The following is a 26,715-nucleotide window of genomic DNA, read 5'->3' as shown; positions in this document are numbered from 1 at the left end:
CTAGTAGGACAGGGCCTGGCGAACCAGCCCCATCAGGAGCTCGCGGACGTCGCCACTGCTCAGGATGGTGACGAGCAGCCCCGCAAAACCCACGGCAGCAAGCGTGACGATGGCGAATTCGGCCGTCGCGATGCCGTCCTCCTGTGATCCCTCTGACCGCTGACCGCGGCTTTCTTCCCGATCTTCGTGCTGCATGAGCATGCTCCCTATGCCTTGGTTCCAACGGCCCCGCACCGGGGCCTGCAACCAGCATCCGCGGACCCCGTCCGCCGCTGTTCAGCGCCGGTCGTTTTCTGGATGAGACGCGTCCCCGCCGGCTTGTGGAGGGCCAGTCGGGCCCGCCCCGCGCCTAGCCGAAGTCCGGAAGGAGCGAAATCACCACGGGGACGATGCCCAGACAGATGAAGGCGGGCAAGGCGCAGACGCCCAGGGGAACAACCAGACGGACACCGAGTTCAGCCGCCCGCCGCTCGGCCGCCCTGACGTCCGCGCGGCGCTGCTGATCCGCCGCCTCGCGCAGCATCGTTGCCGTCGCGGCGCCCGTCAGGTGGGCGAACGCGAGCGACTCCCCCAGCGAGGCGAGCGGCGACGGCATTCCCGACCAGGCCCTGCTCCAGGGAATGGACAACTCGAGCGACCGGACGACGGTGGCCAGCGCTTCGCAACCCGGCACCTCCTCGGACAGGACCCGCAAGACCCTGGACACGGGCAGGCCCGCCTGCAACAGCGTGGCGCACAGGTCCAGGAGCAGCGAGGCGTCCTCCGGGCCCGCGACTGCCGCGTGCCCCTCGTCGTTCCGCTGGTTGGTCCCGGCCGCCGGCGCCCTCGGGTTGCCCGGCGGGGCAGACCGACCGGACGCGGCGCGGCGCAGCGCCTTGTGGCCGCCCCGGGCGCCGGCTCCCTGCGCCGTGGGCAACGGCGACGGCGACCGCCCGCCGTGCTCCGCGGGGCCGGCCCGCCGTCGCGCCGGACCGGAGACGACGCACCACGCGGCGAGCGCGGCGGCCACGACGGCGCAGAGGGCCATCACGGCGATGCCGGTTCCGAAGCCTGCGCCAACAGCCGCCGACCCCACGCGCGGTTGGCCCACCACAGCAACAGCCCCGCCAAAAGACACAGCCGGCCCACCGGGTGCACCGTGAGGACCGCCAGCGGCTGCGCTCCGATCAGCTGCGCCAGGCCCAGGCCGAACGCGGGCAGCCAGGCCAGCATCCGTTGTGTTGTCCTCGGGCCCGCGAGCGCCGAGTCGAGCGCTAGACGGCGGTCCTCCCCCGACTCCAGCTGTCCCGCCAAGCGCTCCAGCAGGTCCGATTGGGCGGCACCGGTCACCTCGGAGAGGCGGATGCACCACAGCAGGCGGGACCAGACCCTGCCGTATTCTTCGGGTCCCGAGCGGAGGTGCCGTTCCAGGCCCGTGGACGGCGCCGCACCCATCTCGTGGGCGCCCCTCGCGGCGCGACTGGCGGCCAGGATGTCTTCCGTCGCTCGTGCCCCTGCGGCCGGTTCGGTATTGGCGACGGCATTCGAGGCACCCGAATCCGGAAGCAGACGCGACCACGTCTCCTCAAGCAGGGTCCAGGCCTCCGCGGGCGTTCGGCCGGAGCGCAGAAGGGACGCGAGCTGTCGCAGGGCGCGCACGTGCCGCTCCACGGAGGGCGCCGTTCGCCTCAGACGCACCGGTCGGGGGGCGGGCCGCACCGAGTGTGCTCGCCCACCCTGCGATCTCCCGCCGCCGCCTCCACCGTGTCCTCGCCGCACCGGAGCTCGGCCGCGGCCCGCGGTTGGGGGCCATCGCCCAGGCCTAGCCCGGGTCCCGGGGACGGACAACCACGCGGCCCCGGCGGCGCACAATACAGCAACGATCACCAGGCCCACGGTACGGACCTCCGCACGAGTTCCCCGCGGAACCAGGGCGCCGCTGGCCCCTCGCGGACACCGCCCGCACCGTCCGCCTCCAGGACCGTCAGCATGGCCAGTGACGGTCCCGGCGCGTGCACCATGCGGCTCAGCTGGACCGGGCCGCGTGTTCCTCCGCGGCGGGACACGTGCACCACGAGATCCAGCGCGCTGGACGCCTGAAGCGCCGTGGCCTCCGGGGTCAGTCCGGCCAGTGCGCCCATGGCGGCCAGCCTGGCCGGTACGGCTGCGGCGGAGCTGGCATGGATTGTTCCTCCCGCGCCGTCGTGGCCGGTGTTCATGGCGGCCAGGAAGTCTCGGATTTCCGGGCCACGGCACTCGCCGACGACCAGCCGGTCGGGCCGCATTCGCAGTGCCTGCCGGACCAAGTCACCCATGGCCACTTGGCCCGCGCCCTCGACGTTCCCTGCCCGGCATTGGAGGCCGACCACGTGGGGGTGGGCGGGCGCCAACTCTTGGGAATCCTCGACGATCAGCAGGCGTTCGGCGGGATCCGCCTCCGCCAACATGGCGCCCAGAATCGTGGTCTTGCCCGACCCCGTGCCGCCACTGACGAGGAAATTCAGCCTGGCGGCGACGATGGCCCGGAGGATCGGCGCCCAGGCGTCCGTCTTCCCCCGGGGAAGCATGGCGTCCAGGCGGGGCGACTGGGAACTGCGGATGCGCACCGACACCAGTGGCCAGCCGGTCGAGACGGGAGGCAGCACCGCGTGTATCCGGTACGGGCCGACCACCACATCGGCGAACGGTTGCGCGTCGTCCAGCCTGCGGCCCCCGGCCGCCGCGAGCCGCACCGCCAACCGGCGCACGTCGTCGGCCTCTGCGAAGCGCATGCCGGTCGCCGCCAACCCGTTGGGCCCGTCGGACCAGACGCGGCCGGCCGCGTCGACCAGGACATCCGTGGTTCCCTCGAGGTCGGCGATTTCCTGGAGCGGACCCAAGCCGCGAAGGTCCTCCTGCAGCAATTGGATGACCCGCGCCGCGCTGCCGCTGCCCACCACCAGCCCGGAGGCCCGCACTGCCCCGGCGAGGTCGGCGCCGGACAGCTCGCCGGCACCCTGCAGGGCGCGGTTCCTGACTTCCTCCAGGACGCGCGAGTCGACGGCTTCCTTGCCCGCCGGGTCCGCCGCACCCCAGCTCCGCCGGCCGTGCCTTCCGGCGTTCGCCGCGGTGGAGTTGCCGTCCCCGTCCCCGCGCATGCTTGATCCGCCCGTCCCGTGTCCGCTCGTGCCCTGCCCGCTCCCGATTTCTCCCTTCATGCCACCCGCCCCGTCACGGGGACCGCCGCGGGCGCGCGACAGGCCGCCACGAGGGGGCGCACGGCGGAACGCAAGGCGCGGCGGCCCAAGACGGCCAACAATCGGCCTTCGGCGCACGCGGCGCCGACAGCCTTGGATTCCGGGAAGAAGCACACCGCCTCGAGCCCAAACCCCGCGGCGACTCGGGACGCGTCGGAGCCCGGGTGCAGCCTGCCCGTGACGACGGCGCCCCACGGGAGCGCGGACCCGTGCGGGCCCAACAGCCAGCCCGCCGCGGTACCGCTGCGCGCGGGCACCACTGCAAGACCGCGGTCGGCCACCGCCACCAGTGCCGCGTCGAGCCCCGCCGAGCGTCCCCCGTCGACAACGACCACGTCGTAGATCCGTCTGGCCGCGGCAACAACCTCGCCGAGCACCTGAACGGGAAGGTGCCGGCCGGGCTCCCTCGCGGACCAGGTCAACACGGCCGTCCCCTGGGCGAGCGGGAGGATCTCGGCCAACTGTGCAGGGGCGACCTGGCCACGGGACCGCGAGAGGTCCTCCCACCCCACCATCCCCGACGATTCCGGGCGCAGGACGGGCCACAGGCCGGGACTGTGCGGATCGGCATCGATGAGGAGCGTGCGCGAGCCGTCCAGCGTCGCCGAACCCGCCGCCAGAGCCGCGACCGTTGTCGTCCCGGCGCCGCCGGCCGTTCCCGCAACAAGAAGCACCCGGCCCTGTCCGCCGCGCAACCCCAGCTCACCCAGGAACTCCCCCAGCCACGCGGCGGCGCGGGGCAGCACCGCCACGCGCGAGCCGGGCCGGCGGGCCGCAACCCTCCACAAGGCGTCTTCCGACTCGGCATAGCCGACGAGGATCACCGGCCCGCCCGTCCGGAGCGCGATGTCGGCCAAGGCGGCATCCGGCCCAAGCAGCAGGACGTTCCCCGGCTCCGGCGGAGCCCCGGAGGCGTCCCGCGCAACATGCAGCGCGGCCCCCGCGGCCGCGGCGACGAGGGCCACGTGGTCGGCGAGCGCATCGTCACGGGTCACCAGCAGGCAGTCCCCGCCCACCAAACCCTCGGCGTCCCGCGTGAGCGTCGCCGCAGCTTGGCCGGCCGCCGGTGCCGGGCCCACGAGGGCACCGGCATCCACCCCGCCGGACGGACGCCGCTCCACCCCGCCGGGCGGAGTCCGCTCCACCCCGCCGGCGGGCCTGCGACCCCAGCGATCCTGCGGCACGGCCACAAATCTCCTCGGTTCCCTCATGCCTCCACCCTCGCCTGGACCCCGACCGGCGCGGACCGGCGTCGCCGGCGTGTGGACGGCCGCCGGGCCCCGCGCGCCGCGGCGCGCCTGTGGAGGGCCGGTCCGGGACCACGCACGGGGCTGACAGAATGGGATGGTGCCCCGTTACGCCGTGCTGGCGACCCATTCCGACGGCCAGCCCGCTCCCGAGGCCGGCGCGGCCGCCGCCGTCGTGCTTTTCCTCGACGACCGCGGCCAGGCGGAGGGCCCCGCCAGGCCGGTGCCCAGCGGTCGACTGGCCGACGCGGTCGACCATGTGGAGGAACGCGGGCTGCGCTGGGTCTGGGCGAGCACGACGGAGTGGTATCCGCGGCTGCTCGCCGCGGGACGCAGCGTCGAGCGCGCCCACGATCTCGCCCTCTGCCGCACCATCCTGCGCCACTCGACGGCGGCGCTGGACACCGACTACACGGAGGAACTGCGGCGGCAGGCGCCGGAGGCGGGCAACGGCGAGCCGCCGCTCGCGCTCCTGCCGCCGCGTCCACCGGAGAATCAGGGGTCGCTCTTCGAGGATCCCCAGCCGGCCGGAAGCTCCGCAGAGGCCATCGCCGAGGAATTCTCGCGCCAGCTCGCCGCGGTCCCAAACACGCCCCGTGGAAGGAGGCTGCAACTGCTCCTCGCCGCGGAATCCGCCGGGTCGCTTGTGGCGTCCGAGATGCGGGCCCACGGCATCCCGTGGCGTCGCGACATCCACGAGACGCTCCTGACGGAGGAGCTGGGCCCCCGCACCGCGCCCGGCATCCGTCCGACGCGGCTGGAGGCGACGGCCGCCGAGCTGCGGACGGCGTTGGGCGCGCCGATCCTGAACCCGGATTCCTCCCAGGAGCTCCTACGCGCCCTGCACCGGGCCGGGATCGACGCCAAGAGCACCAGCCAGTGGGAGTTGCAGGAGTTCAGCCATCCGGCGCTCGATCCTCTTCAACGGTACAAGAAGCTCTCGCGCCTGCTGACGGCCAACGGCTGGGCGTGGTTGGACGCCTGGGTGGCCGACGGCCGCTTCCGTCCCGAGTACGTGGTGGGCGGCGTGGTCACCGGCCGTTGGGCCTCGCGTGGCGGAGGAGCCCTGCAGATCCCCCACACCGTGCGCGACGCCGCCCGCGCCGACCCGGGCTACCGGCTTGTGGTTGCCGACGCGGCCCAGTTGGAGCCGAGGATCCTGGCCGTTCTGGCGAACGACGGCGCCCTGGCCGACGCCGCGCGCGGCCGCGACCTGTACCAAGGCATCGCCGACCTGGGATTCGGCGGGGACCGTGCCCACGCCAAGATCGCCATGCTGGGGGCGATGTACGGGGCGACCACGGGCGAGTCCGGCCGCCTTATGCCTCAGCTGGCCCGCACCTTCCCCAAGGCCGTGGAGTTGGTGGAGCGGGCCGCGCGGGTGGGCGAGGCCGGCGGCACCGTGGGCACGTTCCTGGGGCGGTGCTCGCCCCCCGCGTCCCCGCAATGGCTGGCCGCCCAAAGGACGTCCGACGCGGACGAGCAGCGGCGAGCCGACCAGATGTCGCGCACCCGCGGTCGCTTCACGCGGAACTTCGTGGTCCAGGGCACCGCCGCGGAGTGGGCCCTGTGTTGGCTCGGCGAGCTGCGACGTCGACTCCGCGCGGAGCGGGCGGCGGGAAACGACGCCGGCGAGTTGGCGTTCTTCCTGCACGACGAGGTGGTGCTGCACGTTCCCGCGGAGCGCGCCGATTTCGCGGCCGCCATGGCACAGGAGGCCGCGACCGCCGCGGCGGAGTTGATGTTCGGCCGCACACCGGTGGAGTTCCCGGTCGGGGTCGCCGTGGTGGAGTCCTACGCCGACGCCAAGTAGGGACGCGGCCCGCCGCACCTAGTTCCTGCGTGCCGTCACCAGCAGGTACTCCCACTCCAGCGCCCCGCTTCCGGCGCCGAAGCGGCGGGCCAGGTCGGCGAGTTCCTCGTCCAGGTCCTTCACCCGCTCGGGTTCGGCGGCGATGTTGCGGTAGACGGCGATCGTGGGGCCGTAGCGCTCCTTGAAGTAGTCGCGAAAGTCTTCCGGGGCGCCAAAGTGTCCCACTGGAAGCTTGGCCCTACGCACATCCACGACGTCGGTCCTCTCGCCGAGAAGCCTTCCCACATGCTCCTCGTTGCCCCACAGCGGCGGCGGGGAGGCGCCCGGCGGGGGCGGCGGGGCGTAGGGCTTCATGGTGGCGAACATCTGGCCGATGAAGCCCTCGGGAGTCCAGTTCAACAGACCGATGGTCCCGCCCGGGCGGCAGACGCGGACGAGTTCGTCGGCGCTGCGCTGGTGGTGCGGCGCGAACATGACCCCGAGACAGGACATCACGACGTCGAACGCCGCGTCCTCGAACGGGAGCGCCTCGGCGTCGGCCTCCCGCCACTCCAACTCCGCTCCCCGGGCCGCGGCCAGCGCGCGGCCGGCGTCCAGGAGCTCGGGGGTGAGGTCGCTGGCGACAACGCGGGCGCCCGCCAAGGCGGCAGGAATGGCGGCGTTTCCGGACCCGGCCGCCACGTCGAGGACGCGGTCTCCGGGCTTGATGCCGCTCGCGTCCACCAGAATGGGGCCGAGGTCCCCGACGATATCGGCGGCCACCGAGGGGTAGTCGCCCAGCGCCCACATGGCGCGGTGCTTCGATTTCAGGGCGCGGTCGTCGGCGCCCGTGGAGTCGCTCATGGTGCGGTCCTTTCCCGAATGGGAACAGGGTGCTCCGCCGGGCCGCGGCGGTCAAGGGCAAGGCCCGCGCCGGGTTCGCGCACGTCCAGTAGATTTGGGGTGTGACTAGAGGGTACGGACTTTTCGCCGGCATCGTCGTGGGGGCGGCACTAGTGTCTTCCTGCACCTTCGCGCCGCCGGAGGATCCCGTGCCCGGGCCGGCCGCTTCCGCGGCGGCTTCCCTCCCCGCGTGCGCCGTCGCCGGCCGGGACGCACTGCCGCCCCGGTCCGGCGTCCTGTCCGGCGTGAACCTGGACTGGGAGAGCCAGACCCTCGCAGACTACGCGGCGTCGTCGGGCAGCAGTCCGTCTGTCGCCGGCATTTTCGCTCCGTTCCCCCTCGGTGCCCAGGACAGGGCCGCGGTCGAGTCCGCGGCCGGCCAGGTCCGGGCGAGCGGGGGCGTGCTGCTGCTGACGCTCGAACCCGAGGCGGGGTTGGCGAAGGTGGGTCAGGAGAACTCGGACGCTCTGGCGGGACTGCTGGACGGCTTCAACCGCTCCGGGGTTCCCGTCATCGTCCGGTTCGCCCACGAGATGAACGGGTCCTGGCACGCATGGGGGCAGCAGCCCTCCGCGTTCAGGGCCGCGTTCCGCCAGGTCGCGGAGTCCATCCACCGCCTCGCCCCCGGCAGCGCGACGATGTGGGCGCCGAACTACGGCGGAGGGTACCCGTTCGCGAGGGGACCGCACCAGGCCGCCCCCGGATCCCCGGACTTCGCCACCCTGGACACCGACCGGGACGGAGACCAGACCGGCGAGGACGACCCGTACGCTCCCTACTATCCGGGCGACGACGCCGTCGACTGGGTGGGGCTGTCCATCTACCACTGGGGCAACACCTACCCGTGGGGAGCGAACGTCGTCCCGGAGGACGGCAAGTTCGTCGACCAACTCACGGGCCGCTACAACGGCAAAGGCGGCGACGACGCGGCCGTGCCGGACTTCTATGCCGAATACGGCGCGCGGCGGCAGAAGCCCGTCGCCATCGCCGAGACCGCCGCGCTCCTCGTGTCCGGGGCGGGGGGAGCCGACGAGCTCGCGATCAAGCGCGCCTGGTGGAGGCAGCTCTTCGACCCGGCGCTCCATCAGGACTACCCCCTAATCAAAATGGTCAACTGGTTCGAGTGGGACAAGTTCGAGGACGAGGTCGGGGGCGCCGTCGACTGGCGCGTTGCCGCAAGCCCACGAATCGCGGAGGCCTTCGCCGCGGATCTCCCCTCCTGGTACCGATCCGCGACACCGCCCGGGGCGTGCGCGCCCGAGGACTGACGGCCCGCCCGTCACCCCGGGCGCGGCCGGCCACTTGTCCACAGGGAGTACGACGCCGGTGGTGCCGCCCCGCGTGCGCCCCTAGGCTCGGTTCCGGGCCCACACGGGTCCCGGAGGGAGGGCCATGGCGCGCCTGGTGGTGGAACCGGATGCCTTCGTGGACTCCGGGAGGATCACCGCGGAATGGGTTGCCGAACTGGACGCGGCGGGTGCGGCGACCGGCCGGGAGTTGTGCGACACCGCGGGCATGGCCGGGGCGGACGCGACGGGCCGCGATTTTGCCACGGCCTACGACGACGCCTCCGCCGCCGTGTTGGAGGGCCTTGCCCGGACCGCCGGCGGCCTGGCGCGGCTGGCGGACGCGCAGTTCCTGTGCGGGGCCCTCTACGCGGCGACCGAGGCGGCGAATTCCGGGCTCGAGGCTCCGCCGGCCGTCCGGCCGGAGGCTCGGCCGGCCCTTTGCCCTCCCCTCCCGCCGTCCGCCGCCGGCGCCGCGTCGCTCGGCGGCGCAGGACCGCACCAGTGGGTGTTGGACCTGTGCGGCATCGTGTGGCCGGGGGCCGAGCCCGCGGGGTTGCGGGCCGCGTCGGACATCTGGGCACGGGCCGCGCGCCGCGTGGGCGCGCTTGCCGGCGCATATCCTCCGGATGCCATCCGGCGGCTGTCGGGGTGCGTGTCCGCCGACGCGACCCTCGTTGTCGACGCGCTCAGGATCGGGGCGGACGATGTCCACACGCTCTCCGAAGTCTGCCGGGCCCTGGCCGAGTCCTGCTCCGAGTTCGCCGCGTACGTGGACGCCGCGCACGAGGAGGTCCGCAACGAGGCGTTTCAGGTCGCGCTCGAGACCGCGGCGCTCGCCGGGGTCTCGGCCGCCGCCGCCCCGCTGACGTTCGGAGGGTCCGTGGCCGTCGGGGTCGCCCTGTCCGCCGGACGGGCCACCGTGGTGGGCATCCGCCTGGGCGCGACCGTCAACCGGTTGGCGGTCCTCGGGCAGGCCGTGGCCGGACGCATCGCCCCGCTCGCCGAGAGGTGCCGTGCGTTGCTCGCGCCAACCGGACGGCTCACGGGAGGCGTGGCCGCCGGCGGAGCCGCGCGGCTGCGCGCCATGGCCGGATCGCCTCGCGTCGATGCGGCCGTGCGCGGGATCGGACGCCTCACGGAGACGCGGGCGGCGAAGGCCCTCGCCCTCACGCGCGACGTAGCGAGCGGGGGCGTGGCGGGCACCTTGGCCGGGCACCTCGGCGAGCGGGCCGGCGTTGGCGCCGCCGCGCTGCTGGGGAAGGGCGTGGCCGCCGGCGGGAGGAGGCCCGGCATGCGGGCCGACTGGGCCGCGGCGCTGCGCGATCCCGTCATCCGCGCGGCGGCACGGCGCGGAGCGATCCTGGCGCCGTCGGCCGCGAAATTGGGCCCCTCGGTTCTCGCGATCAAGGCGGCAGCCCACGCCGCCGACTCGACGATGGGCGCCGCGCTGCCTGGTAGGGGCTACGCCGCGGGGACCGCGAGCCAGCGCGCCGACGCCAACGCGGCGCTGGCGACAAGGCTCGGGGCGGCCCGTTCCGCGGCCGGGGGGACCGCCGGACCAAGGCGACCACGGGCGGGCCGGCGCACGCAATCAGTCGAGCGGGAAAGGTAGCTCCACGGAAGCGTCCCATGGCTGGGTCCACCCCAGTTCGTCGAACAGGCGCGAGAGCACGATGCCGGTGAATCCCCAGATCAATTCCCCGTCCACGGTGAAGGCCGGCGACGAGTGACGCCGGCCTTCGCGTACGACCACAACCGTGGCGCGGTTGGCCGGATCGAGGAGGTCGGCGACGGGGACGCGAAAGACCTTCGCGGATTCGCCGGAATCCACAACGAACACCTCCGAGGGTCGGACCCACCAGCCGATGACCGGCGTCACGAGGAAGTTGGTGACGGGCAGTTCCGCATCTGGAAGCGACCCCAGGATCTCCACGCCCTCGGGGTCCAGCCCCGTCTCCTCGTGGGCCTCCCGCAGCGCCGCGGCGGCCTGCGACGCATCAGTGTCGTCGACGGCCCCGCCGGGAAAGGCAACCTGGCCGGGATGCTGGCGCAGGGTGTCGGCCCGCTGCACAAAGAGCATGTCCAGATCGGCTGGGACGGCGGGCGATCCGTGCCGAGCCGGAACGTCGTCGAGCCGGCCAAAAAGGATCAGGACGGCGGCGCGGCGCGCTCCCGCGTGGTCCATTTCGCGGAGAACCCAGGTGCCGGGCATCTCGCCGGGTCCCTCGGACCCGCTGGCCAGCGCCCTACGGTGCCGGGAGATCAGCGACTCCAACTCGGCGCGGGCGCTCATGCGTCCAGCCCGTGGCCCAGTTCCCGCAACTCCCGGCGGGTCTTACCGCTGCGCATGAGCTCCAAGAGACTGGAGCGGTGTGGAGCAAGCTCGTACTTCAGGAGCTTCGCAGCCGCCACGGGGTCCGTTTCTCCCTCGCCGTAGGCGGGGCACAAGGTTGCCACGGGGCACGCGCCGCACGCCGGCTTCCGGGCGTGGCACGCGCGACGGCCGTGGAAAACGACCCGGTGCGAAAGCATGGTCCAGTCGCTCGGCTCGAACAGCGCGCCGACCGCGTGCTCCACCTTCACGGGATCGGTTTCGGTGGTCCAGCCGAAGCGCCGGGCGAGCCGGCCGAAGTGCGTGTCCACCGTGATCCCCGGCACTCCGAACGCATTGCCGAGCACCACGTTGGCGGTCTTGCGTCCGACGCCCGGGAGCGTCACCAGGTCCTCCAGGCGTCCGGGGACCTCGCCGTCGTACTCGTCGACGATCCGCCTCGCGAGGGCCATAAGGTTCTCCGACTTGGCGCGGAAGAACCCCGTGGGCCGAATCAGTTGCTGAAGCTCCGCGGAGTCGGCCTCCGACAGTGCCACCGCGTCCGGATACCTGGCGAAAAGCGCCGGCGTCGTGGCATTGACCCGGACATCGGTGGTCTGGGCGGACAGGACCGTGGCCACCAGCAGCTCGAAGGCGTCGCCGAAATCGAGTTCGGGCACGGCATAGGGGTACGCGTCCGCGAGGATGCGATTGATCCGCCTGGCCCGCCTCTTGAGGGCGAGCGTCGATTCTCCGCTAGGCACGTTCAACGTTCGCCAGGTCCCTCAGGACGCCGATTCGGCCGTCGGTGTCCTGGACCAGGTACTCGTGCCCGCGGTCCTCCAGGGCCAGGATCCATGCGCCGGGTTCGGCGGTGAAGACCGTCCGGCCGGTCCGTTCGTCATAGACGTCCCGGGGGCGGGGGACCGCGAACCAGAACGCCTGGTAGGCCGGGCCTTCCTCCGCGTCGCGGCTGGCCTCGAAGGGCTCGTCGTCATCCGGGGTAGATACCGGCGCCTCGTCGGTTCGCGGCGCCGCGGGCTCGATCCGTGCCTGGGCAACGGTCGAAGGAGCCGCTGCGTCCGCCCGAGGCTGGGCCACCGTGGCGGGGCCGGCGACGAGTCCGTGCTCGCCGGTCGGGACGGCGACACCGGACCGGTCGTTCGAGGCCGCCGTAACACCGGCGTCGGATTCTGGCGCGGATTCAGGGGCGTCCGATTCGGCCGCGGCCCGGGACTGGGTCTCGCCGGAATCCGCTTCGGGGGCATGGGTCCCTTCGCCGGCCGAAGGGCCGGCCGGCACGTCCCCGGCTGACGGCGCGAGTCCGGAGGCGGCCGGGGCTTCCGGGCCGGCGCCCGAGCGCCCGTCGAAGAAGGCCGGGGCCCCGGACTGGTCCGGCGACGCGGCGGCCTCCGCGTTCGACGCCGTTGCCTGCGCCTCATCAGTCGCCACCGGCGGGGTTGATCCCGAACCCGACGCGGCCCCGGCGCCGAGCCAGGACTTCGGCGCGGACGCGCCCGCCTTGGCCGCGTTTCCTTTGCCACCCTCGGGGCGCCGGGAAGGAACAGCCGCCCTCACCGGGCGGGTCAGCAGCGGACCGTCCCCGGGTTCGAAATCGGCCGCGAATCCGGGGATGACAGAGGCCGAGGTGGTCCCGGCGAGGAGCGCGAGGGCACCCACAAGACCCAGCAGGAACGCCGCGTTCATCGACATAACGGTGCCGAGGAAGAAATAGAGGACGGTCAGCACCGCCACGACCGAGCCGAGCTGGTCCAGCGTCATCGACCCGACCCGCACCAGCCGCCGTCCGGTCATGCGGCGCCAGGCAAAGGCCCCGGCGACCAGCAGCGGCAGCGCCAAGGAGACGAACTGGTTGAAGACCAGGGCGCTGAATCCCCAGATGTTGAGGTAGGTGCCCGCCACCTGGAAGGGAAGGACGGACCCGAGCAGGAGCAGGACACCGCCAGCCATCACCACAACCTCGCGCAACGTGAAGGGCCCGGCAAGCGCCGTCGCGGACTCTTGGTCCAGGTCAGTTCGGTACACCATGGTGACTCCTTCTTCCCCGCCACCCGGCGGGCCGTGTGAGGGCTTCTCGCCCCAGCTTAATGGCGCCACACCACACGGGCACCACCAAGGCAGCCCCGCGGTGCGGGCATTCGGCGGCCATCCCAACCGTTCACCGCAGAAACGGTGCGTTCCACGGCCGGACTTGTGACGGACGCCACCACGGCGCCAACCCGGCTGTAACCTGAGTCACAGCACAAATCCCGCTCCGAAAGGACCCGTCGTGTCGGATAAAAACACTTCCACCCTGGACAACCTGATGCGCGAGGAGCGCAAGTTCGCACCCAGCCCCGTGTTCGCCGACAACGCCGTCGCGGACGCCTCGCTCTACGAGCGGGCGGCCGCGGACCGCTTGGGATACTGGGCGGACCGCGCCCGCGAGACCCTCACGTGGGACACGGACTTCACCGAGACACTCGACTGGTCCGGCGCGCCGGTCGCCAAGTGGTTCGTCGGCGGGACCGTAAACGCCGCCTACAACGCGCTGGACCGCCACGTCGAGGCCGGGCTCGGCGATCGTGTCGCCATCCATTTCGAGGGCGCGATGGGCGACACCCGCAGCTACACGTACGCCCAGCTGACGGACGAGGTCAAGCGCGCGGCCAACGCCTTCGAATCCCTGGGCGTGTCCAAGGGCGACCGCGTCGCCGTGTACCTCCCCATGATCCCGGAGGCCGTCATCACGATGCTGGCCTGCGCCCGCATCGGCGCCATCCATTCGGTCGTCTTCGGCGGCTTCTCCGCCGACGCGCTGCGCTCCCGGATCGACGACGCCGAGGCCAAGCTGGTCGTGACCGCCGACGGCACGTGGCGCCGCGGCAAGCCCAGCCCGCTGAAGCCGGCGGTCGACGACGCGCTAGCGGAGGGCAGGCACACGGTGGAGAACGTGGTGGTCGTGAAGCGCAACGGCGAGGACGTGGTCTGGAACGACGGCCTCGACAAGTGGTGGGACGACGTCGTCGGCTCGGCGGCGCCGGAGCACACGGCCGTTGCGCACGACTCGGAGCACCCGCTGTTCGTCCTCTACACCTCCGGCACCACCGGCAAGCCCAAGGGCATCGTCCACACCACCGGCGGCTTCCTGGTCCAAACGGCCGCGACGCACAAGGACACCTTCGACCTCCATCCGGAGACCGACGTCTACTGGTGCACCGCGGACATCGGCTGGGTCACGGGGCACTCCTACGTCACCTACGCGCCGCTGGTCAACGGCGCCACGCAGATCGTCTTCGAGGGCACGCCCGACGCGCCGCACCGCGGCCGCTGGTGGGAGATCGTCGAAAAGTACGGCGTCACGATCCTCTACACCGCACCGACGGCCATCCGCACCATGATGAAGTGGGGACGGGAGATTCCCGACGGCTACGACCTCTCCTCGCTGCGGGTCCTGGGTTCCGTGGGCGAACCCATCAACCCCGAGGCCTGGATGTGGTACCGCGACGTCATCGGCACCAACGCCGGCAAGAACGGCGAGCGCAAGGACCACCCGACGCCCATCGTCGACACCTGGTGGCAGACCGAGACCGGGGCGCACATGATCGCCCCGCTCCCCGGCGTCACCGCGACCAAGCCCGGTTCCGCCCAGGTTCCCGTGCCGGGGATCACCGTGGACGTCGTCGACGAGTTGGGCCAGTCGGTCGGCAACGGCGAGGGCGGCTATCTGGTCATCCGCGACCCGTGGCCCTCCATGCTGCGCGGTATCTGGGGCGACATGGACCGCTACCGCGAGACGTACTGGTCGCGCTTCGAGGACATGTACTTCGCCGGCGACGGCGCCAAGAAGGACGACGACGGCGACATCTGGCTCCTCGGCCGCGTCGACGACGTGATGAACGTGTCCGGCCACCGGCTCTCCACCACCGAGATCGAGTCGGCGTTGGTTTCGCACCCGCTCGTGGCGGAGTCCGCCGTCGTCGGCGCGAAGGACGAGACGACCGGCGAGGCGATCGTTGCTTTTGTGATCCTGCGCGGCGAGCCGACGGACGGGCCCGACGTCGTTCAGGTCCTCCGCGACCACGTCGCCAAGGAGATCGGCCCCATCGCCAAGCCCAAGGTCATCCTCGTGGTTCCCGAGCTGCCCAAGACGCGCTCGGGGAAGATCATGCGGCGCCTGCTCAAGGACGTGGCGGAGGGACGCGACGTCGGCGACGCGACGACGCTGGCGGACAACACCGTGATGGCGCAGATCGCGGAGTCGCTGCGCAAGTAACCGGCTGCGGATGCCGCAACCAACGCTGGCAGAAGGATTTCTCGTGTCTCGGGAATCCCTCCCCGCTCACGGTTGCGGCGTCCGCGCGTTCCGGTAACGACGTCCCCGCGCGGGCGCCCAGGGCACGCCAGTCCCGGTGGCAAGCCAGCCGCCCGGGTATAAAGGATGCATGACTGATGTGAACGCGGCTCCGCGGAAGATCCTGGTCCTGAACGGGCCCAACCTGAACCTGCTCGGGACGCGCGAGCCCGACGTGTACGGGCACCAGACGCTCGCCGACGTGGAGGACCTGTGCCGCGTGGCCGCGTCCGCCGCCGGGTTCGAGATCGACTTCCTGCAGTCAAACCACGAGGGCGTGCTCATCGACGCGCTCCACGCGGCCCGCGGGAACGTCGCAGGCGTTGTGTTCAATCCGGGCGCCTTCACCCACACGTCGATCGCCCTGGCCGACGCCATCTCCGGCGTCGAACTGCCCGTGGTGGAGGTCCACATCTCCAACGTCCACAAGCGCGAGTCCTTCCGGCACCATTCCTACATCTCCCCCGTGGCCGCCGCCGTCATCGTCGGCGCGGGCACCAACGGCTACCGGCTCGCGATCTCGCACCTGTCCACCCTGGGCTAGGGGCCCGGGGCCGGCTACTCGGCCGAGCAGGCTCCGGTCGAGACGGTGTCGATGAAGCCGGGCGCGTCGTCGACCACCGGTTCGACCTCCTCGAGCGATAGCGCGTAGCCGACGTCGAGGTCTCCCTTGGCCTTGGCGAACACGACGCCGGCCAGTTCCCCGTCCGTGCCCAAGAGCGGCCCGCCCGAATTGCCCTGCTCCACGTCCGCGCCGAGCTGGTAGATCTCCAACGGCGAGGGATCGGCGCCGTAGATGTTGTGCACCATGACCTCGCGCAGCGACTGCACGGTGGCTCCCTGGCTGGCGAAGGGGCCGCCGGCCGGATAGCCCAGGAACGCGCCCGTGTCACCGGTGGAGAGGTCTTCCCCCACCGGGATCGGATCGAGTTCCAGTCCGTCGACGGAGAGGACCGCAAGGTCGGTGACGGTGTCGAAAAACACCACACGCGCGGGCAGCGCGCGGCCGTCGCGGGTATTCACGACCGGTTCGCTGATGCCGGCGACCACGTGCGCATTGGTCATCACGCGGTTGTCGGCCGCGGCGAACCCGGATCCCGTCTGGTTGACGCCGCAGGCGAAGGCCGTGCCGGTGATCTTGACGACGGCGTCGCCGGCCGCCTCCAGCGCGTCGGAGGACGGCGCGTCCCCCGGAGGCGCCTCGGTGTCCGTGGGCGCGAAGGGCTCCAACAGTTCGGGGATCGTCTGGCCCATCACCGTGGACCTGGCCTGTGCCATCAGCGCCGCGACGGGGTCCGGGGTCCACGTGCGGATGGTTCGGATGACTTGCGAGGAGGCAATGGCCTGCGACAGCATCGGGACGCCCATGGTCGCCGCCGAAAACGCAAGCGCAGAGACCACGAGCGCGGCCACGATGGCGTTGGCGACTCCGCCAAGGAGGCGGTCGAAGGACTTCAGCACGGGAAAATTGAGGCCCAGGCGGACGCGCGCCCCGATGGCGGCGCCGATGCCGTGTCCCAGGAGCATCAGGACGACGGCGGTGGCGATCACCCAGAAAAGCCGCCATCCTGCGTCCTGCACCCAGCTGGAGACCAGCGGGATGGCGAAGAAGGTTGCGACCCCGCCTGCGAGGAAGCCCACGATGCCGCCCAGGGTGACGAAAAACCCCTTCCGCAGCCCGGAAACGAAGAACATCGCCAGGGACAACACCAAGAGGATGTCCAGCCAACTGAACCCGTAAAGCACGCTCTGACTCCAAACCCGCCGCGGCCGCGCTTGCAACCCGGCCGGTCACGTGCCGACGCGGTCGCCACCCCTCCAGTCTAAGCCGAAAGGCCCCCACGACCCCTTCCGAGGCACGCAATACCGGCGGTTCACGGTGTGGAAGGTGTCACATGCCTCCTGACTACGGCACAATGAAGAGAGCGCCAACGACACTTGACAGGAGAATTCATGGACATCGAGGTACTTCGCCGGGCCCCACTTTTCACCACCCTGGGCGACGAGGTGTTCTCGGCCTTGACCGAGGAGCTCACCGAAGTCGACCTTTCGCGGGGCGCCTCCGTCTTCCGGGAGGGCGACCAGGGCGACCAGCTCTATTTCATCGTCTCCGGCAAGATCAAGCTGGGACGGACGGCCCCCGACGGCCGCGAAAACCTGCTGGCCGTGCTTGGCCCGGGCGAGCTCTTCGGTGAGATGGCACTCTTCGACCCGAGCCCGCGCAACGCGACGGCCACCGCGGTTTCGGAGACGCGCCTCGCCGGGCTGCGGCACGAGAACCTGCGCAAGGTGATCCAGACCAGCCCCGAGGTATCCGTGCAGTTGCTGCAGGCGCTGGCGCGCCGCCTGCGCCGCACCAACGAGTCCCTCGCCGACCTGGTGTTCTCCGACGTCCCGGGCCGCGTTGCCAAGGCCCTGCTCGACCTGGCGGACCGCTTCGGGCGCCCTGCGACGGACGGCATCCTGGTGGCGCACGAGCTCACGCAGGAAGAGTTGGCGCAGCTGGTCGGCGCCTCCCGCGAAACCGTGAACAAGGCCTTGGCCGAGTTTGTGCAGCGTGGTTGGCTGCGCCTCGAGGCCCGGGCCGTGGTCATCCTGGACATCCAGCGCCTGCGCCAGCGTTCCCGCTAGGCCTCAGAACGAAGACGGCGGCGCCGCACCCCTCCACAGGGTGCGGCGCCGCCTTGGTTGGCGGGGTCGGGCGTTGGCCGCGTTCGTCGCCGGCGGTACCGCCGTCGCTAGCGTCCGCGCGCCGTGGCTCCGCCCTCGGCCGCCGTGTCCACAACGACCTCCAAGGAGAATCCGTCCTCGGTGTCGACCAGCGTGGGGTGGTAGGACCGCAGCTCGCGGCGGTGGGAAAGGTATGCGACCGTGCCCCGGGTCGTCGCGATCTTCTCGAGGATGCATTCGACGGCGGGGGTCGTCAACTCGCCCAGGACCAATCCCGAGGTGTCCGGCAATCCGATTTCGTCTCCGAGCACCGTCTCACCGCGGTGCTCAAGGACCTCGGCCGCGGCCAGCCACTCGGCCCAGACGCCCTTGCCGCGCAGCAACGACACCCGCTGGTTCACCGGGATGGCGGCGGCGAAGTAGCGTGTGTCGAACCGGCGGTGCGCGAAGTCCGGGCTGATCCAGTGCGACAGCGGGCGCAGCAGGTCCGTGCGCAGCCCCAGCCCGCGTTTGGCGAGCACGCTGGTGAACGACTTGTCCTGGACGGCCACCGCCTCGCGCACGTCCATCCACTCGTCGGTCGAGCAGTTCTCCACGATGGAGAGGGGGTCCGCACCGGCCAGCAGGATGCCGGTCTCCTCGAACAACTCGCGGACGGCGCACACGATGTGGCTCCGGACCTTGCGGTGGTCCAGGATGCCCATGCGCTTCGCCCACGTGCCGATGTCCGGGCCGAACCACTCGGTGGTGTCCTCGTCCCCCGGCTCGACGCTGCCGCCCGGGAAGGCCACGGTTCCCAGCGGCGAACCGCCGGGCCGGTAGCCCAAGTACGTCTCGACTCCGCGAGGACTGTCCCGGACCAGGACCACGGACGACGCGCGCCGGGCGCTGCGCGGCGTGCGCTCTCCGTAGGCGACCCAGCTTTCCGCCGCCCCGCGCTGCTCGGGCGGCACGGGAAAGAAGCGGCGGCGTTGCCCCGCCGGGGGCTTGGTGGCGGAAGTCCCCGGCGGGTTTCCGGCCGGGGCCGGGCCCGCGTCAGCTGTATTCGGCAATCAGTTCGACCTCCACGGGCGAATCCAGCGGCAGGACGGCGACCCCCACTGCGGAGCGGGCGTGGACGCCCGCGTCGCCGAAGACCTTGCCGAGCAATTCGGAGGCGCCGTTGACGACGCCGGGCTGTCCGGTGAAGGACGGGTCCGAGGCGACAAACCCAACGACCTTGACGATCCTCGTGACGCGGTCCAGGTCGCCGATGACGCTCTTGACGGCGGCCAGCGCGTTGACCGCGCACGTGGCGGCGAGCGCCGCGGCGTCCTCGGCGGCGACGCCCGCCCCCACTTTGCCCGTAGCTGGGAGTTCCCCGTTAATAAAAGGCAACTGCCCCGAGGTGTGGACGTAGTTGCCGGAGACGACCGCCGGCACGTAGGCGGCCACCGGCGCGGCCACCGGAGGAAGGTCGATGCCGAGCTCCGCGAGGCGTCGTTCGACGGCTGAGGTTGGCTGGTTGTCCACGGGTTCTCCGGATTCTCTGGTTAGGACTTGGGACGCTTGAGGTAGGCCACTGGCGCGTTGCCGTCGGGGCCGGAAATGACTGTCACAAGCTCCCAGCCGTCGTCTCCCCACTGGTCCAGGATCTGCTTCGTGGCGTGGATGATGAGCGGTAAGGTGGCGTACTCCCATTTGGTCATAACGGATAGGTTATCCGCTCCGGCTAAACTGGTCTGTATGGCAGGTCGAAAGTCACCCTTTTTTGATACCGCAACCACTCTGGGCAAGATCGTCGCCTTCTTCGGGGTGAGTGCCTTCTGTGGAGTGCTCGCGGCCGGTCTGCTGGTTCCCGCAGCCGCCGTCGCAGGGTCCGGAGCGACCGCGGGCATCGAGTTCTTCGAGGCACTCCCGGCGGAGCTGCGCGAAGAGCCGCTGTCCGTTCCGTCCCGGGTTCAGGCGAAGGACGGGTCGACGATCGCCTCGTTCTACGCGGAGAACCGCGTGCCCGTGACCCTGGACAAGGTCTCCGAGAACATGCGGAACGCGATCGTGTCCATCGAGGACGAGCGCTTCTTCGAGCACAACGGCGTGGACCTGCGCGGCATTACCCGCGCGGCCATGCACAACCTCACCAGCTCCACGCAGCAGGGCGCCTCCACGCTGACCCAGCAGTACGTGAACAACACGCTGATCAACGCCGACAGCCTGCGGGGCGTGGACAAGAGCGACCTGACCATCTCCGGCTCGAAGTCCATCGGCGACAAGCTGCGCGAGGCCAAGCTCGCCATCGCCGTGGAAAAGGAGTTCAGCAAGGAGGAGATCCTCCAGGGCTACCTGAACATGGTGCTCTTCTCCGGAACCACCTATGGGGTCGAAGCGGCCGCCCAGCGCTTCTACTCGGTGCCCGCGTCCAAGCTGAACATCCAGCAGTCGGCCATGCTGGCCGGCATGGTGCAGCTGCCCAACGTCTTCAACCCCGAGACGAACCCGGAGGCGAGCACCAAGCGCCGGAACGTGGTCCTCGGCGCCATGAAGAAGACCGGCGCTATCACCGACGCCGAGTACCAGCAGGCCGTGAAGTCGGACCTGGGAATCAAGCCCAAGAAGCTCAAGTCGGGGTGCATTGCCGCGAGTAGCGCAGCGTACTTCTGCGACTACGTCTCCCACCTCATCCTCTCCGATCCGGCCTACGGCAAAACGCCCGAGGACCGCACCGCCCTGCTGTACCGGGGCGGGTTGACGATCAAGACCACGCTGGATCCGCGCCTGCAGAAGGAGGCGGAGAAGGAAACCAAGAACGCCATCCCGGCCAAGGACGAGTCCAACCTCGGGACGTCCATCGTGTCCGTGCAGCCGGGCACCGGCGAGATCCTGGCCATGGCGCAGAACAAGACCTACAGCCCGCAAGACGGTACGGAGTACACGGAGTACAACTTCAACGTCGAGAGGAACATGGGCGGCTCCGGCGGCTTCCAGGGCGGGTCGACGATGAAGCCGTTCACGACACTGGCGTGGCTGGAATCGGGCCGCAACATGTGGGACAACATCGACGCGTCGCGGGACTCCTACCCCGACACCTACCTGTGGCAGGCCTCCTGCCTGCCGAAGGGATACACCACCACAGTCAGCGACGATGACGGCCGCTGGGATTTCGGCAACGCGTCGGAGGGTTTCAAGCGCAGCATGACCGTGGACTACGGCCTGTACTGGTCCGTGAACACGGCCACCGTGGCGGAGGCCGCCCAGCTGGACCTGTGCAGTATCGTCGACGCCACCGAGCGCCTGCGCCTCGTCGACGGCACCACCGGCGAGGCCCAGAAGCCGAACCCGTCCTTCGTGCTCGGCACGACCGAGGTGACCCCGCTGGCCCAAGCCTCCGCGTTCGCCGCCTTCGCGAACAAGGGCGAGTGGTGCGCCCCCCGCGCCCTCACCGCGGTGTCCGATGCCGCCGGAAACAACTACAAGGTCCCGGCCCAGGAATGCTCGCAGGAGATCGACGAGCAGGTCGTCGCCAACCTCAACGGCACACTCTCGAAGATCGCCGGCGAGCGCGTCGCCAAGGGAACGTTGGACGTGCCGGTCGCCGGCAAGACGGGCACCAACAACGGCGCCTCATCCACCTGGTTTGTCGGCTACACCACCGGCGTCGCTACCGCCGCCTGGGTCGGCCGCAACACCGGAAACGCGGAGATCTTCGGCGAGCGGATCAACGGTCAGATCTACGACTACGCGGACTCCGCGACGTTCGCCTCGCCGCTGTGGCTCTCGTACATGCAGGACGTGGTCCAGTACTACCCGGCCGAGGACTTCGGGACACCGGATTCGCGCCCGTCCGCGGCACCGACCCCCACCACACCGTCGGACAATGGCCAGGACGACAACGGCGGCGACGGCAACGAGTCCGACGAATCGTCTGCGCCGGACCAAGAGTCCGCCCCGGCGGACGAGTCCTCCGAGCCCGCGGACGAGTCCTCGGCCCCGGCGGACGAAGACAACGGCAACGGCAACGGCAACGCGAATGGCAACGGCAATGGCAACGGGCAGGATTCGACGCCCGAGCCGCCTAGCCAGGACGACGAGGACGAGTAGGCGTGGCCGCCGTGAGTGAGTTCGCGTCCGCAGTGGGGTCCGTCGCGCGCAGGACGGCATGGGGCGCCGGCGCGCTGGCCGCCGCTGGCGGGGTCGCGGCCGGCTACGGGCTGCTGGAGCGCAACCGCTTTCAGGTGCGGCACGAGTCGGTCGCGGTGCTGCCGCCCGGCATCCCGGACATCCGGGTCCTCCATCTCTCGGACATCCACATGGTGCCCGGCCAGGAGATAAAGCGCCGCTGGCTGCACTCCTTGGCGGATCTCGAACCCGACCTGGTGATGAACACCGGCGACAACCTGAGCCACCGCTCGGCCGTTGGTCCGCTGCTGGAGGCCCTCGGCCCGCTGATGCGCTTCCCGGGCGTGTACGTTCCGGGCTCCAACTGCTATTTCGCGCCGCGGCTCAAGAACCCGCTGCGGTACCTCCGCGGCCCCTCGGGCACCCCGCGGAACAACCCCAACTTCGAGCTTCCGTGGCGCGAGATGCACGCCGGGTTCGGATCCGCCGGGTGGCTCAACCTGGCCAATCGGAACCTGTCCATGCCCTGGGGACCCCTGCGCATCGATTTCTCCGGCGTGGACGATCCCCACCTCCGACGCGATGCCTACGCCGGATGGCCCCGCGGTTCCTCGACGTCGTCGCTTGCCCCGCACGTGCGCATCGCCCTGGCCCACGCGCCGTACCAGCGTGTCTTGGACTACTTCACGGCCGGCGGTGCCGACGTGATCTTCGCCGGGCACACCCACGGCGGCCAGGTCTGTGTTCCCGGCTACGGCGCCCTCGTCAGCAACTGCGATCTGCCCACATGGCGGGCGCGCGGCCTCACCGAGTGGGAACTCGATGGCCGCTCGGTGCCGCTGAACGTATCCGCCGGAATCGGCACGTCGCGTTTCGCGCCGGTGCGTATCGCCTGCCCGCCGGAGGCCGTGGTCGTCACGCTCACCGCGCGCGGGGCGTAGCGGCCCGTCCAGGACGATCGTCCCCGCGACCGCACCACTCCCTTAGCACCTGTCGCCGTCGTTCGCCGATTGATGAACGTCAACCAGTCGGGGTAATCTAGAAATGATTGCTGTAGGCAAATAAGACGGATCGGGGACGCCACTCGTGGTGCAACACCAAATGGGCCATGCCGGCCAGAGCGGCCAGACTTCCCTGGTCCGCACCTTCTCCCGACTGTGGCCCCAGCTGAAGCCCATTCTGCCGCGCCTGATCCTGGGCTTCCTCTGCGCCCTCGCAGCCGGTCTCGTGGCGCTCACCATCCCCCAGGTGCTCCGCGAGCTGGTGAATTCCGTCCTCCACAGCGGCGGGGCCAGCCAGGCCGTGTGGATCAGCGCCGGTGTCGTCGCCGCCCTTGGCCTGTTGGAGGCCGCGCTGGTCTACTTCAGGCGCGTTTTTGTCATCACACCGGCGGCGAAGATCGAATCCAATCTGCGTATCGGCCTCTACCGGCATCTCCAGCAGTTGCCGGTGGCCTTCCACGACAAGTGGGGCTCCGGCCAGCTGCTGTCCCGGTCCATGGCCGATTTGGGGCTCCTGCGCCGCTGGCTGGCGTTCGGCTCCATCATGCTGGTGGTCGCCACCGTCACGGTAGTTGTCGGCGTCACGCTGATGTTTGCCAGCAACTGGCTTCTGGGGCTGATCTACCTGGCAGGCGCCATTCCCATCACCGTGCGCGCGTTCCATTTCCGCAACGTCTTCCGGGACGCCAGCCGGCTGAGCCAAGACCAGGCCGGCGATCTGGCCACCGCCGTGGAGGAGTCCGTCCACGGCATCCGCGTCATCAAGGCGTTCGGGCGGGGCCGCCAGTCGCTGGAGGGCTTCAGCGTCCAGGCGCAGAAGCTTCGGGACACCGAAATCAAGAAGGCGCGGTCGCTTTCCGGATTCCTGATGTTCGTGGTGTCCGTTCCCGAATTCACGCTGGGGATCGGACTGTTCGTTGGCATCTGGCTCACGGCGCAGGACCAGCTCACGGTCGGAGAACTGGTGGCCTTCTTCGCGACGGCCGCCGTGCTCGCCGCCCCTGTCGAGGGAATCGGAATGCTTCTGGGCATGACGCTCACCACCAAGACGGCGCTGGACCGCCACTTCGAGGTGACGGACACGCTGAGCAACATCGTTTCCCCCGCCCGACCGGCCGTCCCCGCCGACGCGCGCGGCCACGTGCGCCTGCGCGATCTCGAGTTCCGCTATCCGGACGCACGGCGGGACACCTCACCGGTGCTCTCCGGCGTCGATCTCGAGATCCGCCCCGGCGAAACCATGGCGCTGGTCGGGACCACCGGCAGCGGCAAGTCGACCCTCCTTCAGCTTGTGCCGCGGCTCTACGACGCCACGGGTGGGGCGGTGGAGCTCGACGGGATCGATGTCCGCGAGTACGACCTCGAGGCCCTCCGGACCGCCGTCTCCGTCGCCTTCGAAGACACGACCCTCTTTTCGGCCTCCATCCGGGACAACGTGTTGCTCGGGGCACGGCCCGCCGCGGGACAATCACCGGACGAGGCTCTCGACGAGGCGCTCGACGTCGCGCAGGCCGGTTTCACCCGCGACCTTCCGGAGGGCGTCGACACGGTGATCGGCGAAGAGGGCCTCTCGCTGTCCGGCGGCCAGCGCCAACGCATCGCGCTGGCCCGTGCGATCGCCGCCAGGCCACTGGTCCTGGTGCTCGACGACCCTCTGTCCGCACTCGACGTGCGCACCGAAGAGAAGGTGACGGACGCCCTGCGCCGCGTCCTCTCGGGGACCACCACCCTCATCGTCGCCCACCGCCCCTCCACCGTGATGCTCGCGGACAGGGTCGCACTGCTGGACGGCGGCAGGATCGTCGACGTCGGCACCCACGCGGAACTGCTGGCGCGCAGCGACCACTACCGGTACGTCATCGCCAGCCTCGACGAACCACCGACCGTGGAGGACGTGCTCGAGGGCGACGCCGACCCCAACGGCGGCGCGGCAACGGGCGCGGACCAGCGCCAGGAAGAGGAGGCCTCCCGATGAGCCATCCAGTCGGCGTCGCAAACGAGGACGAGGTCAATCTCAACAAGTCCGACCGCGCCCGCGTCCGTACCCGCTCGTGGGCGCTGCTCAGGCTCCTGGCGCGGCCGCTGCACAGGATGCTGGCGCTGACCATCGTCCTGGTGGTTGTGTCCAACGCGGCACGGGCGTCCTTTCCCCTCATCATCGCGTGGGCCATCAACTGGGCGTTGCCGGAGATCCTGGCCGACCGTCCACTCGCCCTCGGCATCACCGGGGGCATGTACCTGGTCTCCGCCGTGCTGGCCGGCGTCCTCCTGGGCTGGTACAACCTGTGCACCGCCAAGGTCAGCCAGGCCATGCTGCTGGACCTGCGGCTGCGCGTGTTCCGGCACACCCAGCGGCTCAGCCTTGAATTCCACGAGAACTACACGTCCGGCCGGATCATCTCCCGGCAGACGTCGGACCTGGAGACCCTGCGCGAACTGCTCGACCAAGGCATGTCGCAACTGGTCTCCGGCATCGTCTTCATCGTCTTCACGGCGGCCAGCGTGTTCCTCCTCGACTGGCGAAGCGGGATCGTGGTGGTCTGCGCCGCGGTACCGATCGCCGTGATCTTCAGGTGGTACCAGCGCCACTCCGAGCTGGTCTACCGGGAGTCCCGCGTGGTGTCCGCCCGCCTGATCACCTCCTTCGTCGAGACGATGACCGGCATCCGCGCGGTCAAGGCTTTCCGGCGGGAGCGCGACAACGACGCGACCTACACCGCCGTGGCCGAGGAGTACCGCGACAACTCCATCCGCTCCATCAACCTCTTCGGGGTGCTCCAGCCCAGCCTCGTGTTGATCGGCAACCTCACGGTCGCCGCGATGCTCCTGCTCGGCGGATTCCGCGTCCTCGACGGCGCGCTCGAAGTGGGCACGCTGGTGGCGCTTCTGCTGGCCGCCAAGCGCGTCTTCCAGCCGGTGGAGTCCATCGCCATGTTCTACAGCTCCCTACAGGCCGCGACGGCGGCCCTGGAGAAGGTCTCGGGGCTCCTGGAGGAGGAACCCACGGTGCTGGAGCCGGCGCACCCGGTTCCCCTGGCGAACGCCAGTGGCCACATCGCCTTCACCGGCGCCGAGTTCCGCTACGGCGACGGCCCGATCGTCATGGAGAAGTTCAGCCTGGACATACCTGCGGGGCAGACCGTCGCCGTCGTGGGACAGACCGGCGCGGGCAAGTCCACCCTGGCCAAGCTGATCGCCCGCTTCTACGACCTCAGCACGGGTTCCCTGGCGCTGGACGGCGTGGAGCTGCGCGACGTCTCCAACACCGACCTGCGCCGCGCCGTGGTCATGGTCACGCAGGAGGCGTTCCTCTTCTCCGGGTCCGTGGCCGAGAACATCGCCCTGGGCAAGCCCGGCGCCTCCCACGAGGAAATCGTGCTCGCCGCCAGGGCGGTCGGCGCCCACGAATTCATCCTCGAGCTTCCCGACGGATACGACACCGACGTCAACAAGCGCGGCGGGCGCGTCTCGGCCGGCCAACGGCAGCTGATCTCGTTCGCCCGCGCGTTCCTCGCCGACCCCGCCGTGCTGATCCTGGACGAGGCCACCTCGTCGCTGGACATCCCCAGCGAGAGGTTGGTCCAGAACGGGCTGCGCCAGCTACTCGGCGAACGCACGGCCTTGATCATCGCCCACCGACTCTCCACGGTCGAGATCGCGGACCGCGTCCTGGTGGTCCACGACGGGCGCATCGTCGAGGACGGCTCCCCCCAGGAGCTCGTCGCCGCCGGAGGCCGGTTCGCGACCCTGCACAGGGCGTGGCGCGACAGCCTGGTCTAGCCGCCCACGCACGGATTCCGTGCCGTGGCACCCGCAACGGCCCCCCGGCCGCCGCATC

At 70.7% G+C, this 26,715-nt stretch carries 23 protein-coding genes; 10 read left to right on the top strand and 13 right to left on the bottom strand.

Features of this window, described 5'->3' with window-relative positions; translation table 11 throughout:
* The 5 genes from AC3ZJJ_RS01800 to ssd form a co-directional block, all read right to left on the bottom strand.
* Positions 1-195: a DUF4244 domain-containing protein gene (locus AC3ZJJ_RS01800; protein WP_489893562.1), complete on the bottom strand. Its 195-nt coding sequence runs from the start codon at positions 193-195 to the stop codon at positions 1-3.
* Positions 196-349: 154 nt separating this feature from the next.
* Positions 350-1,075, bottom strand: coding sequence for a type II secretion system F family protein (locus AC3ZJJ_RS01795; protein WP_489893561.1), 726 nt, complete (start codon positions 1,073-1,075; stop codon positions 350-352).
* The gene (locus AC3ZJJ_RS01790; RefSeq protein ID WP_489893560.1) at positions 1,027-1,638 is read right to left on the bottom strand and encodes a hypothetical protein; all 612 of its coding nucleotides are present in this window, start codon (positions 1,636-1,638) and stop codon (positions 1,027-1,029) included. The genes AC3ZJJ_RS01795 and AC3ZJJ_RS01790 overlap by 49 nt, the downstream gene beginning before the upstream one ends.
* 224 nt (positions 1,639-1,862) lie before the next feature.
* A complete protein-coding gene (locus AC3ZJJ_RS01785) occupies positions 1,863-3,176 on the bottom strand; it encodes a TadA family conjugal transfer-associated ATPase (protein ID WP_489893559.1) in 1,314 nt (437 codons plus the stop codon).
* Entirely contained in the window at positions 3,173-4,426 is a 1,254-nt protein-coding gene (gene ssd, locus AC3ZJJ_RS01780) for a septum site-determining protein Ssd (protein WP_489893558.1), read from the bottom strand. The genes AC3ZJJ_RS01785 and ssd overlap by 4 nt, the downstream gene beginning before the upstream one ends.
* Positions 4,427-4,562: 136 nt before the next feature.
* Here ssd and AC3ZJJ_RS01775 point away from each other — a divergent pair, with 136 nt between their 5' ends.
* The gene (locus tag AC3ZJJ_RS01775) at positions 4,563-6,275 is read left to right on the top strand and encodes a bifunctional 3'-5' exonuclease/DNA polymerase (protein WP_489893557.1); all 1,713 of its coding nucleotides are present in this window, start codon (positions 4,563-4,565) and stop codon (positions 6,273-6,275) included.
* Positions 6,276-6,293: 18 nt separating this feature from the next.
* Here AC3ZJJ_RS01775 and AC3ZJJ_RS01770 read toward each other — a convergent pair whose 3' ends face one another.
* Positions 6,294-7,118, bottom strand: a complete 825-nt coding sequence (locus tag AC3ZJJ_RS01770) for a class I SAM-dependent methyltransferase (RefSeq protein WP_489893556.1) — start codon at positions 7,116-7,118, stop codon at positions 6,294-6,296.
* Positions 7,119-7,219: 101 nt separating this feature from the next.
* Between AC3ZJJ_RS01770 and AC3ZJJ_RS01765 the strand changes: the two genes are divergently transcribed.
* Together AC3ZJJ_RS01765 and AC3ZJJ_RS01760 are read left to right on the top strand one after the other, a co-directional pair.
* Positions 7,220-8,425, top strand: coding sequence for a glycoside hydrolase family 26 protein (locus tag AC3ZJJ_RS01765; RefSeq protein WP_489893555.1), 1,206 nt, complete (start codon positions 7,220-7,222; stop codon positions 8,423-8,425).
* 124 nt (positions 8,426-8,549) lie between these two features.
* Entirely contained in the window at positions 8,550-10,058 is a 1,509-nt protein-coding gene (locus tag AC3ZJJ_RS01760) for a WXG100-like domain-containing protein (protein WP_489893554.1), read from the top strand.
* Here AC3ZJJ_RS01760 and AC3ZJJ_RS01755 read toward each other — a convergent pair.
* The 3 genes from AC3ZJJ_RS01755 to AC3ZJJ_RS01745 are packed head-to-tail and all read right to left on the bottom strand — an operon-like array spanning position 10,038 to position 12,806.
* Positions 10,038-10,739 carry an NUDIX hydrolase gene (locus AC3ZJJ_RS01755; RefSeq protein WP_489893553.1) on the bottom strand — a complete coding sequence of 234 codons (702 nt, stop codon included), beginning with the start codon at positions 10,737-10,739 and terminating at the stop codon, positions 10,038-10,040. The genes AC3ZJJ_RS01760 and AC3ZJJ_RS01755 overlap by 21 nt on opposite strands.
* The gene (gene nth, locus AC3ZJJ_RS01750; RefSeq protein ID WP_489893552.1) at positions 10,736-11,521 is read right to left on the bottom strand and encodes an endonuclease III; all 786 of its coding nucleotides are present in this window, start codon (positions 11,519-11,521) and stop codon (positions 10,736-10,738) included. Before nth ends, AC3ZJJ_RS01755 begins: the two co-directional genes overlap by 4 nt.
* A complete protein-coding gene (locus AC3ZJJ_RS01745) occupies positions 11,514-12,806 on the bottom strand; it encodes a hypothetical protein (protein WP_489893551.1) in 1,293 nt (430 codons plus the stop codon). The genes nth and AC3ZJJ_RS01745 overlap by 8 nt, the downstream gene beginning before the upstream one ends.
* 277 nt (positions 12,807-13,083) lie before the next feature.
* Between AC3ZJJ_RS01745 and acs the strand changes: the two genes are divergently transcribed.
* The gene (acs, locus tag AC3ZJJ_RS01740; protein WP_489895638.1) at positions 13,084-15,033 is read left to right on the top strand and encodes an acetate--CoA ligase; all 1,950 of its coding nucleotides are present in this window, start codon (positions 13,084-13,086) and stop codon (positions 15,031-15,033) included.
* Positions 15,034-15,202: 169 nt separating this feature from the next.
* Complete coding sequence (gene aroQ / locus AC3ZJJ_RS01735; protein ID WP_489893550.1) at positions 15,203-15,655, top strand: type II 3-dehydroquinate dehydratase; 453 nt, start codon at positions 15,203-15,205, stop codon at positions 15,653-15,655.
* A 14-nt stretch (positions 15,656-15,669) separates the two neighbouring features.
* Here aroQ and AC3ZJJ_RS01730 read toward each other — a convergent pair whose 3' ends face one another.
* Positions 15,670-16,857, bottom strand: coding sequence for a MarP family serine protease (locus AC3ZJJ_RS01730; RefSeq protein ID WP_489893549.1), 1,188 nt, complete (start codon positions 16,855-16,857; stop codon positions 15,670-15,672).
* A 207-nt stretch (positions 16,858-17,064) separates the two neighbouring features.
* On the opposite strand from AC3ZJJ_RS01730, the gene AC3ZJJ_RS01725 reads away from it, so the two are divergent.
* Entirely contained in the window at positions 17,065-17,742 is a 678-nt protein-coding gene (locus AC3ZJJ_RS01725) for a Crp/Fnr family transcriptional regulator (protein ID WP_489893548.1), read from the top strand.
* A gap of 107 nt (positions 17,743-17,849) precedes the next feature.
* Here AC3ZJJ_RS01725 and AC3ZJJ_RS01720 read toward each other — a convergent pair whose 3' ends face one another.
* The 3 genes from AC3ZJJ_RS01720 to sp36 form a co-directional block, all read right to left on the bottom strand.
* Positions 17,850-18,734, bottom strand: a complete 885-nt coding sequence (locus AC3ZJJ_RS01720; RefSeq protein ID WP_489895636.1) for an NUDIX hydrolase — start codon at positions 18,732-18,734, stop codon at positions 17,850-17,852.
* Positions 18,735-18,816: 82 nt separating this feature from the next.
* Positions 18,817-19,293, bottom strand: coding sequence for a RidA family protein (locus AC3ZJJ_RS01715; protein ID WP_489893547.1), 477 nt, complete (start codon positions 19,291-19,293; stop codon positions 18,817-18,819).
* Positions 19,294-19,313: 20 nt separating this feature from the next.
* Positions 19,314-19,469, bottom strand: a complete 156-nt coding sequence (sp36, locus tag AC3ZJJ_RS01710) for a Sp36 family protein (protein WP_489893546.1) — start codon at positions 19,467-19,469, stop codon at positions 19,314-19,316.
* Between the two features lie 37 nt (positions 19,470-19,506).
* Here sp36 and AC3ZJJ_RS01705 point away from each other — a divergent pair, with 37 nt between their 5' ends.
* From AC3ZJJ_RS01705 to AC3ZJJ_RS01690, 4 genes are all read left to right on the top strand, one after another.
* Complete coding sequence (locus tag AC3ZJJ_RS01705; protein WP_489893545.1) at positions 19,507-21,858, top strand: transglycosylase domain-containing protein; 2,352 nt, start codon at positions 19,507-19,509, stop codon at positions 21,856-21,858.
* A gap of 2 nt (positions 21,859-21,860) precedes the next feature.
* Entirely contained in the window at positions 21,861-22,817 is a 957-nt protein-coding gene (locus AC3ZJJ_RS01700; protein ID WP_489893544.1) for a metallophosphoesterase, read from the top strand.
* A gap of 160 nt (positions 22,818-22,977) precedes the next feature.
* The gene (locus tag AC3ZJJ_RS01695; protein ID WP_489895634.1) at positions 22,978-24,852 is read left to right on the top strand and encodes an ABC transporter ATP-binding protein; all 1,875 of its coding nucleotides are present in this window, start codon (positions 22,978-22,980) and stop codon (positions 24,850-24,852) included.
* Positions 24,849-26,657: an ABC transporter ATP-binding protein gene (locus tag AC3ZJJ_RS01690; protein WP_489893543.1), complete on the top strand. Its 1,809-nt coding sequence runs from the start codon at positions 24,849-24,851 to the stop codon at positions 26,655-26,657. Before AC3ZJJ_RS01695 ends, AC3ZJJ_RS01690 begins: the two co-directional genes overlap by 4 nt.
* Positions 26,658-26,715: the final 58 nt, after the last annotated feature.

It is taken from the genome of Arthrobacter sp. AOP29-A2-19 (assembly GCF_058138025.1).
This window is presented reverse-complemented; position numbering and strand designations above follow the sequence as displayed.

Bases quoted from the DNA above. Each gene is read 5' to 3' on its own strand.
- AC3ZJJ_RS01800 (WP_489893562.1), bottom strand. From the start codon at position 195: ATGCAGCACGAAGATCGGGAAGAAAGCCGCGGTCAGCGGTCAGAGGGA.
- AC3ZJJ_RS01785 (WP_489893559.1), bottom strand. From the start codon at position 3,176: ATGAAGGGAGAAATCGGGAGCGGGCAGGGCACGAGCGGACACGGGACG.
- ssd (WP_489893558.1), bottom strand. From the start codon at position 4,426: ATGAGGGAACCGAGGAGATTTGTGGCCGTGCCGCAGGATCGCTGGGGT.
- AC3ZJJ_RS01770 (WP_489893556.1), bottom strand. From the start codon at position 7,118: ATGAGCGACTCCACGGGCGCCGACGACCGCGCCCTGAAATCGAAGCAC.
- AC3ZJJ_RS01760 (WP_489893554.1), top strand. From the start codon at position 8,550: ATGGCGCGCCTGGTGGTGGAACCGGATGCCTTCGTGGACTCCGGGAGG.
- AC3ZJJ_RS01755 (WP_489893553.1), bottom strand. From the start codon at position 10,739: ATGAGCGCCCGCGCCGAGTTGGAGTCGCTGATCTCCCGGCACCGTAGG.
- AC3ZJJ_RS01745 (WP_489893551.1), bottom strand. From the start codon at position 12,806: ATGGTGTACCGAACTGACCTGGACCAAGAGTCCGCGACGGCGCTTGCC.
- acs (WP_489895638.1), top strand. From the start codon at position 13,084: ATGCGCGAGGAGCGCAAGTTCGCACCCAGCCCCGTGTTCGCCGACAAC.
- aroQ (WP_489893550.1), top strand. From the start codon at position 15,203: ATGACTGATGTGAACGCGGCTCCGCGGAAGATCCTGGTCCTGAACGGG.
- AC3ZJJ_RS01725 (WP_489893548.1), top strand. From the start codon at position 17,065: ATGGACATCGAGGTACTTCGCCGGGCCCCACTTTTCACCACCCTGGGC.
- sp36 (WP_489893546.1), bottom strand. From the start codon at position 19,469: ATGACCAAATGGGAGTACGCCACCTTACCGCTCATCATCCACGCCACG.
- AC3ZJJ_RS01705 (WP_489893545.1), top strand. From the start codon at position 19,507: ATGGCAGGTCGAAAGTCACCCTTTTTTGATACCGCAACCACTCTGGGC.
- AC3ZJJ_RS01695 (WP_489895634.1), top strand. From the start codon at position 22,978: ATGGGCCATGCCGGCCAGAGCGGCCAGACTTCCCTGGTCCGCACCTTC.
- AC3ZJJ_RS01690 (WP_489893543.1), top strand. From the start codon at position 24,849: ATGAGCCATCCAGTCGGCGTCGCAAACGAGGACGAGGTCAATCTCAAC.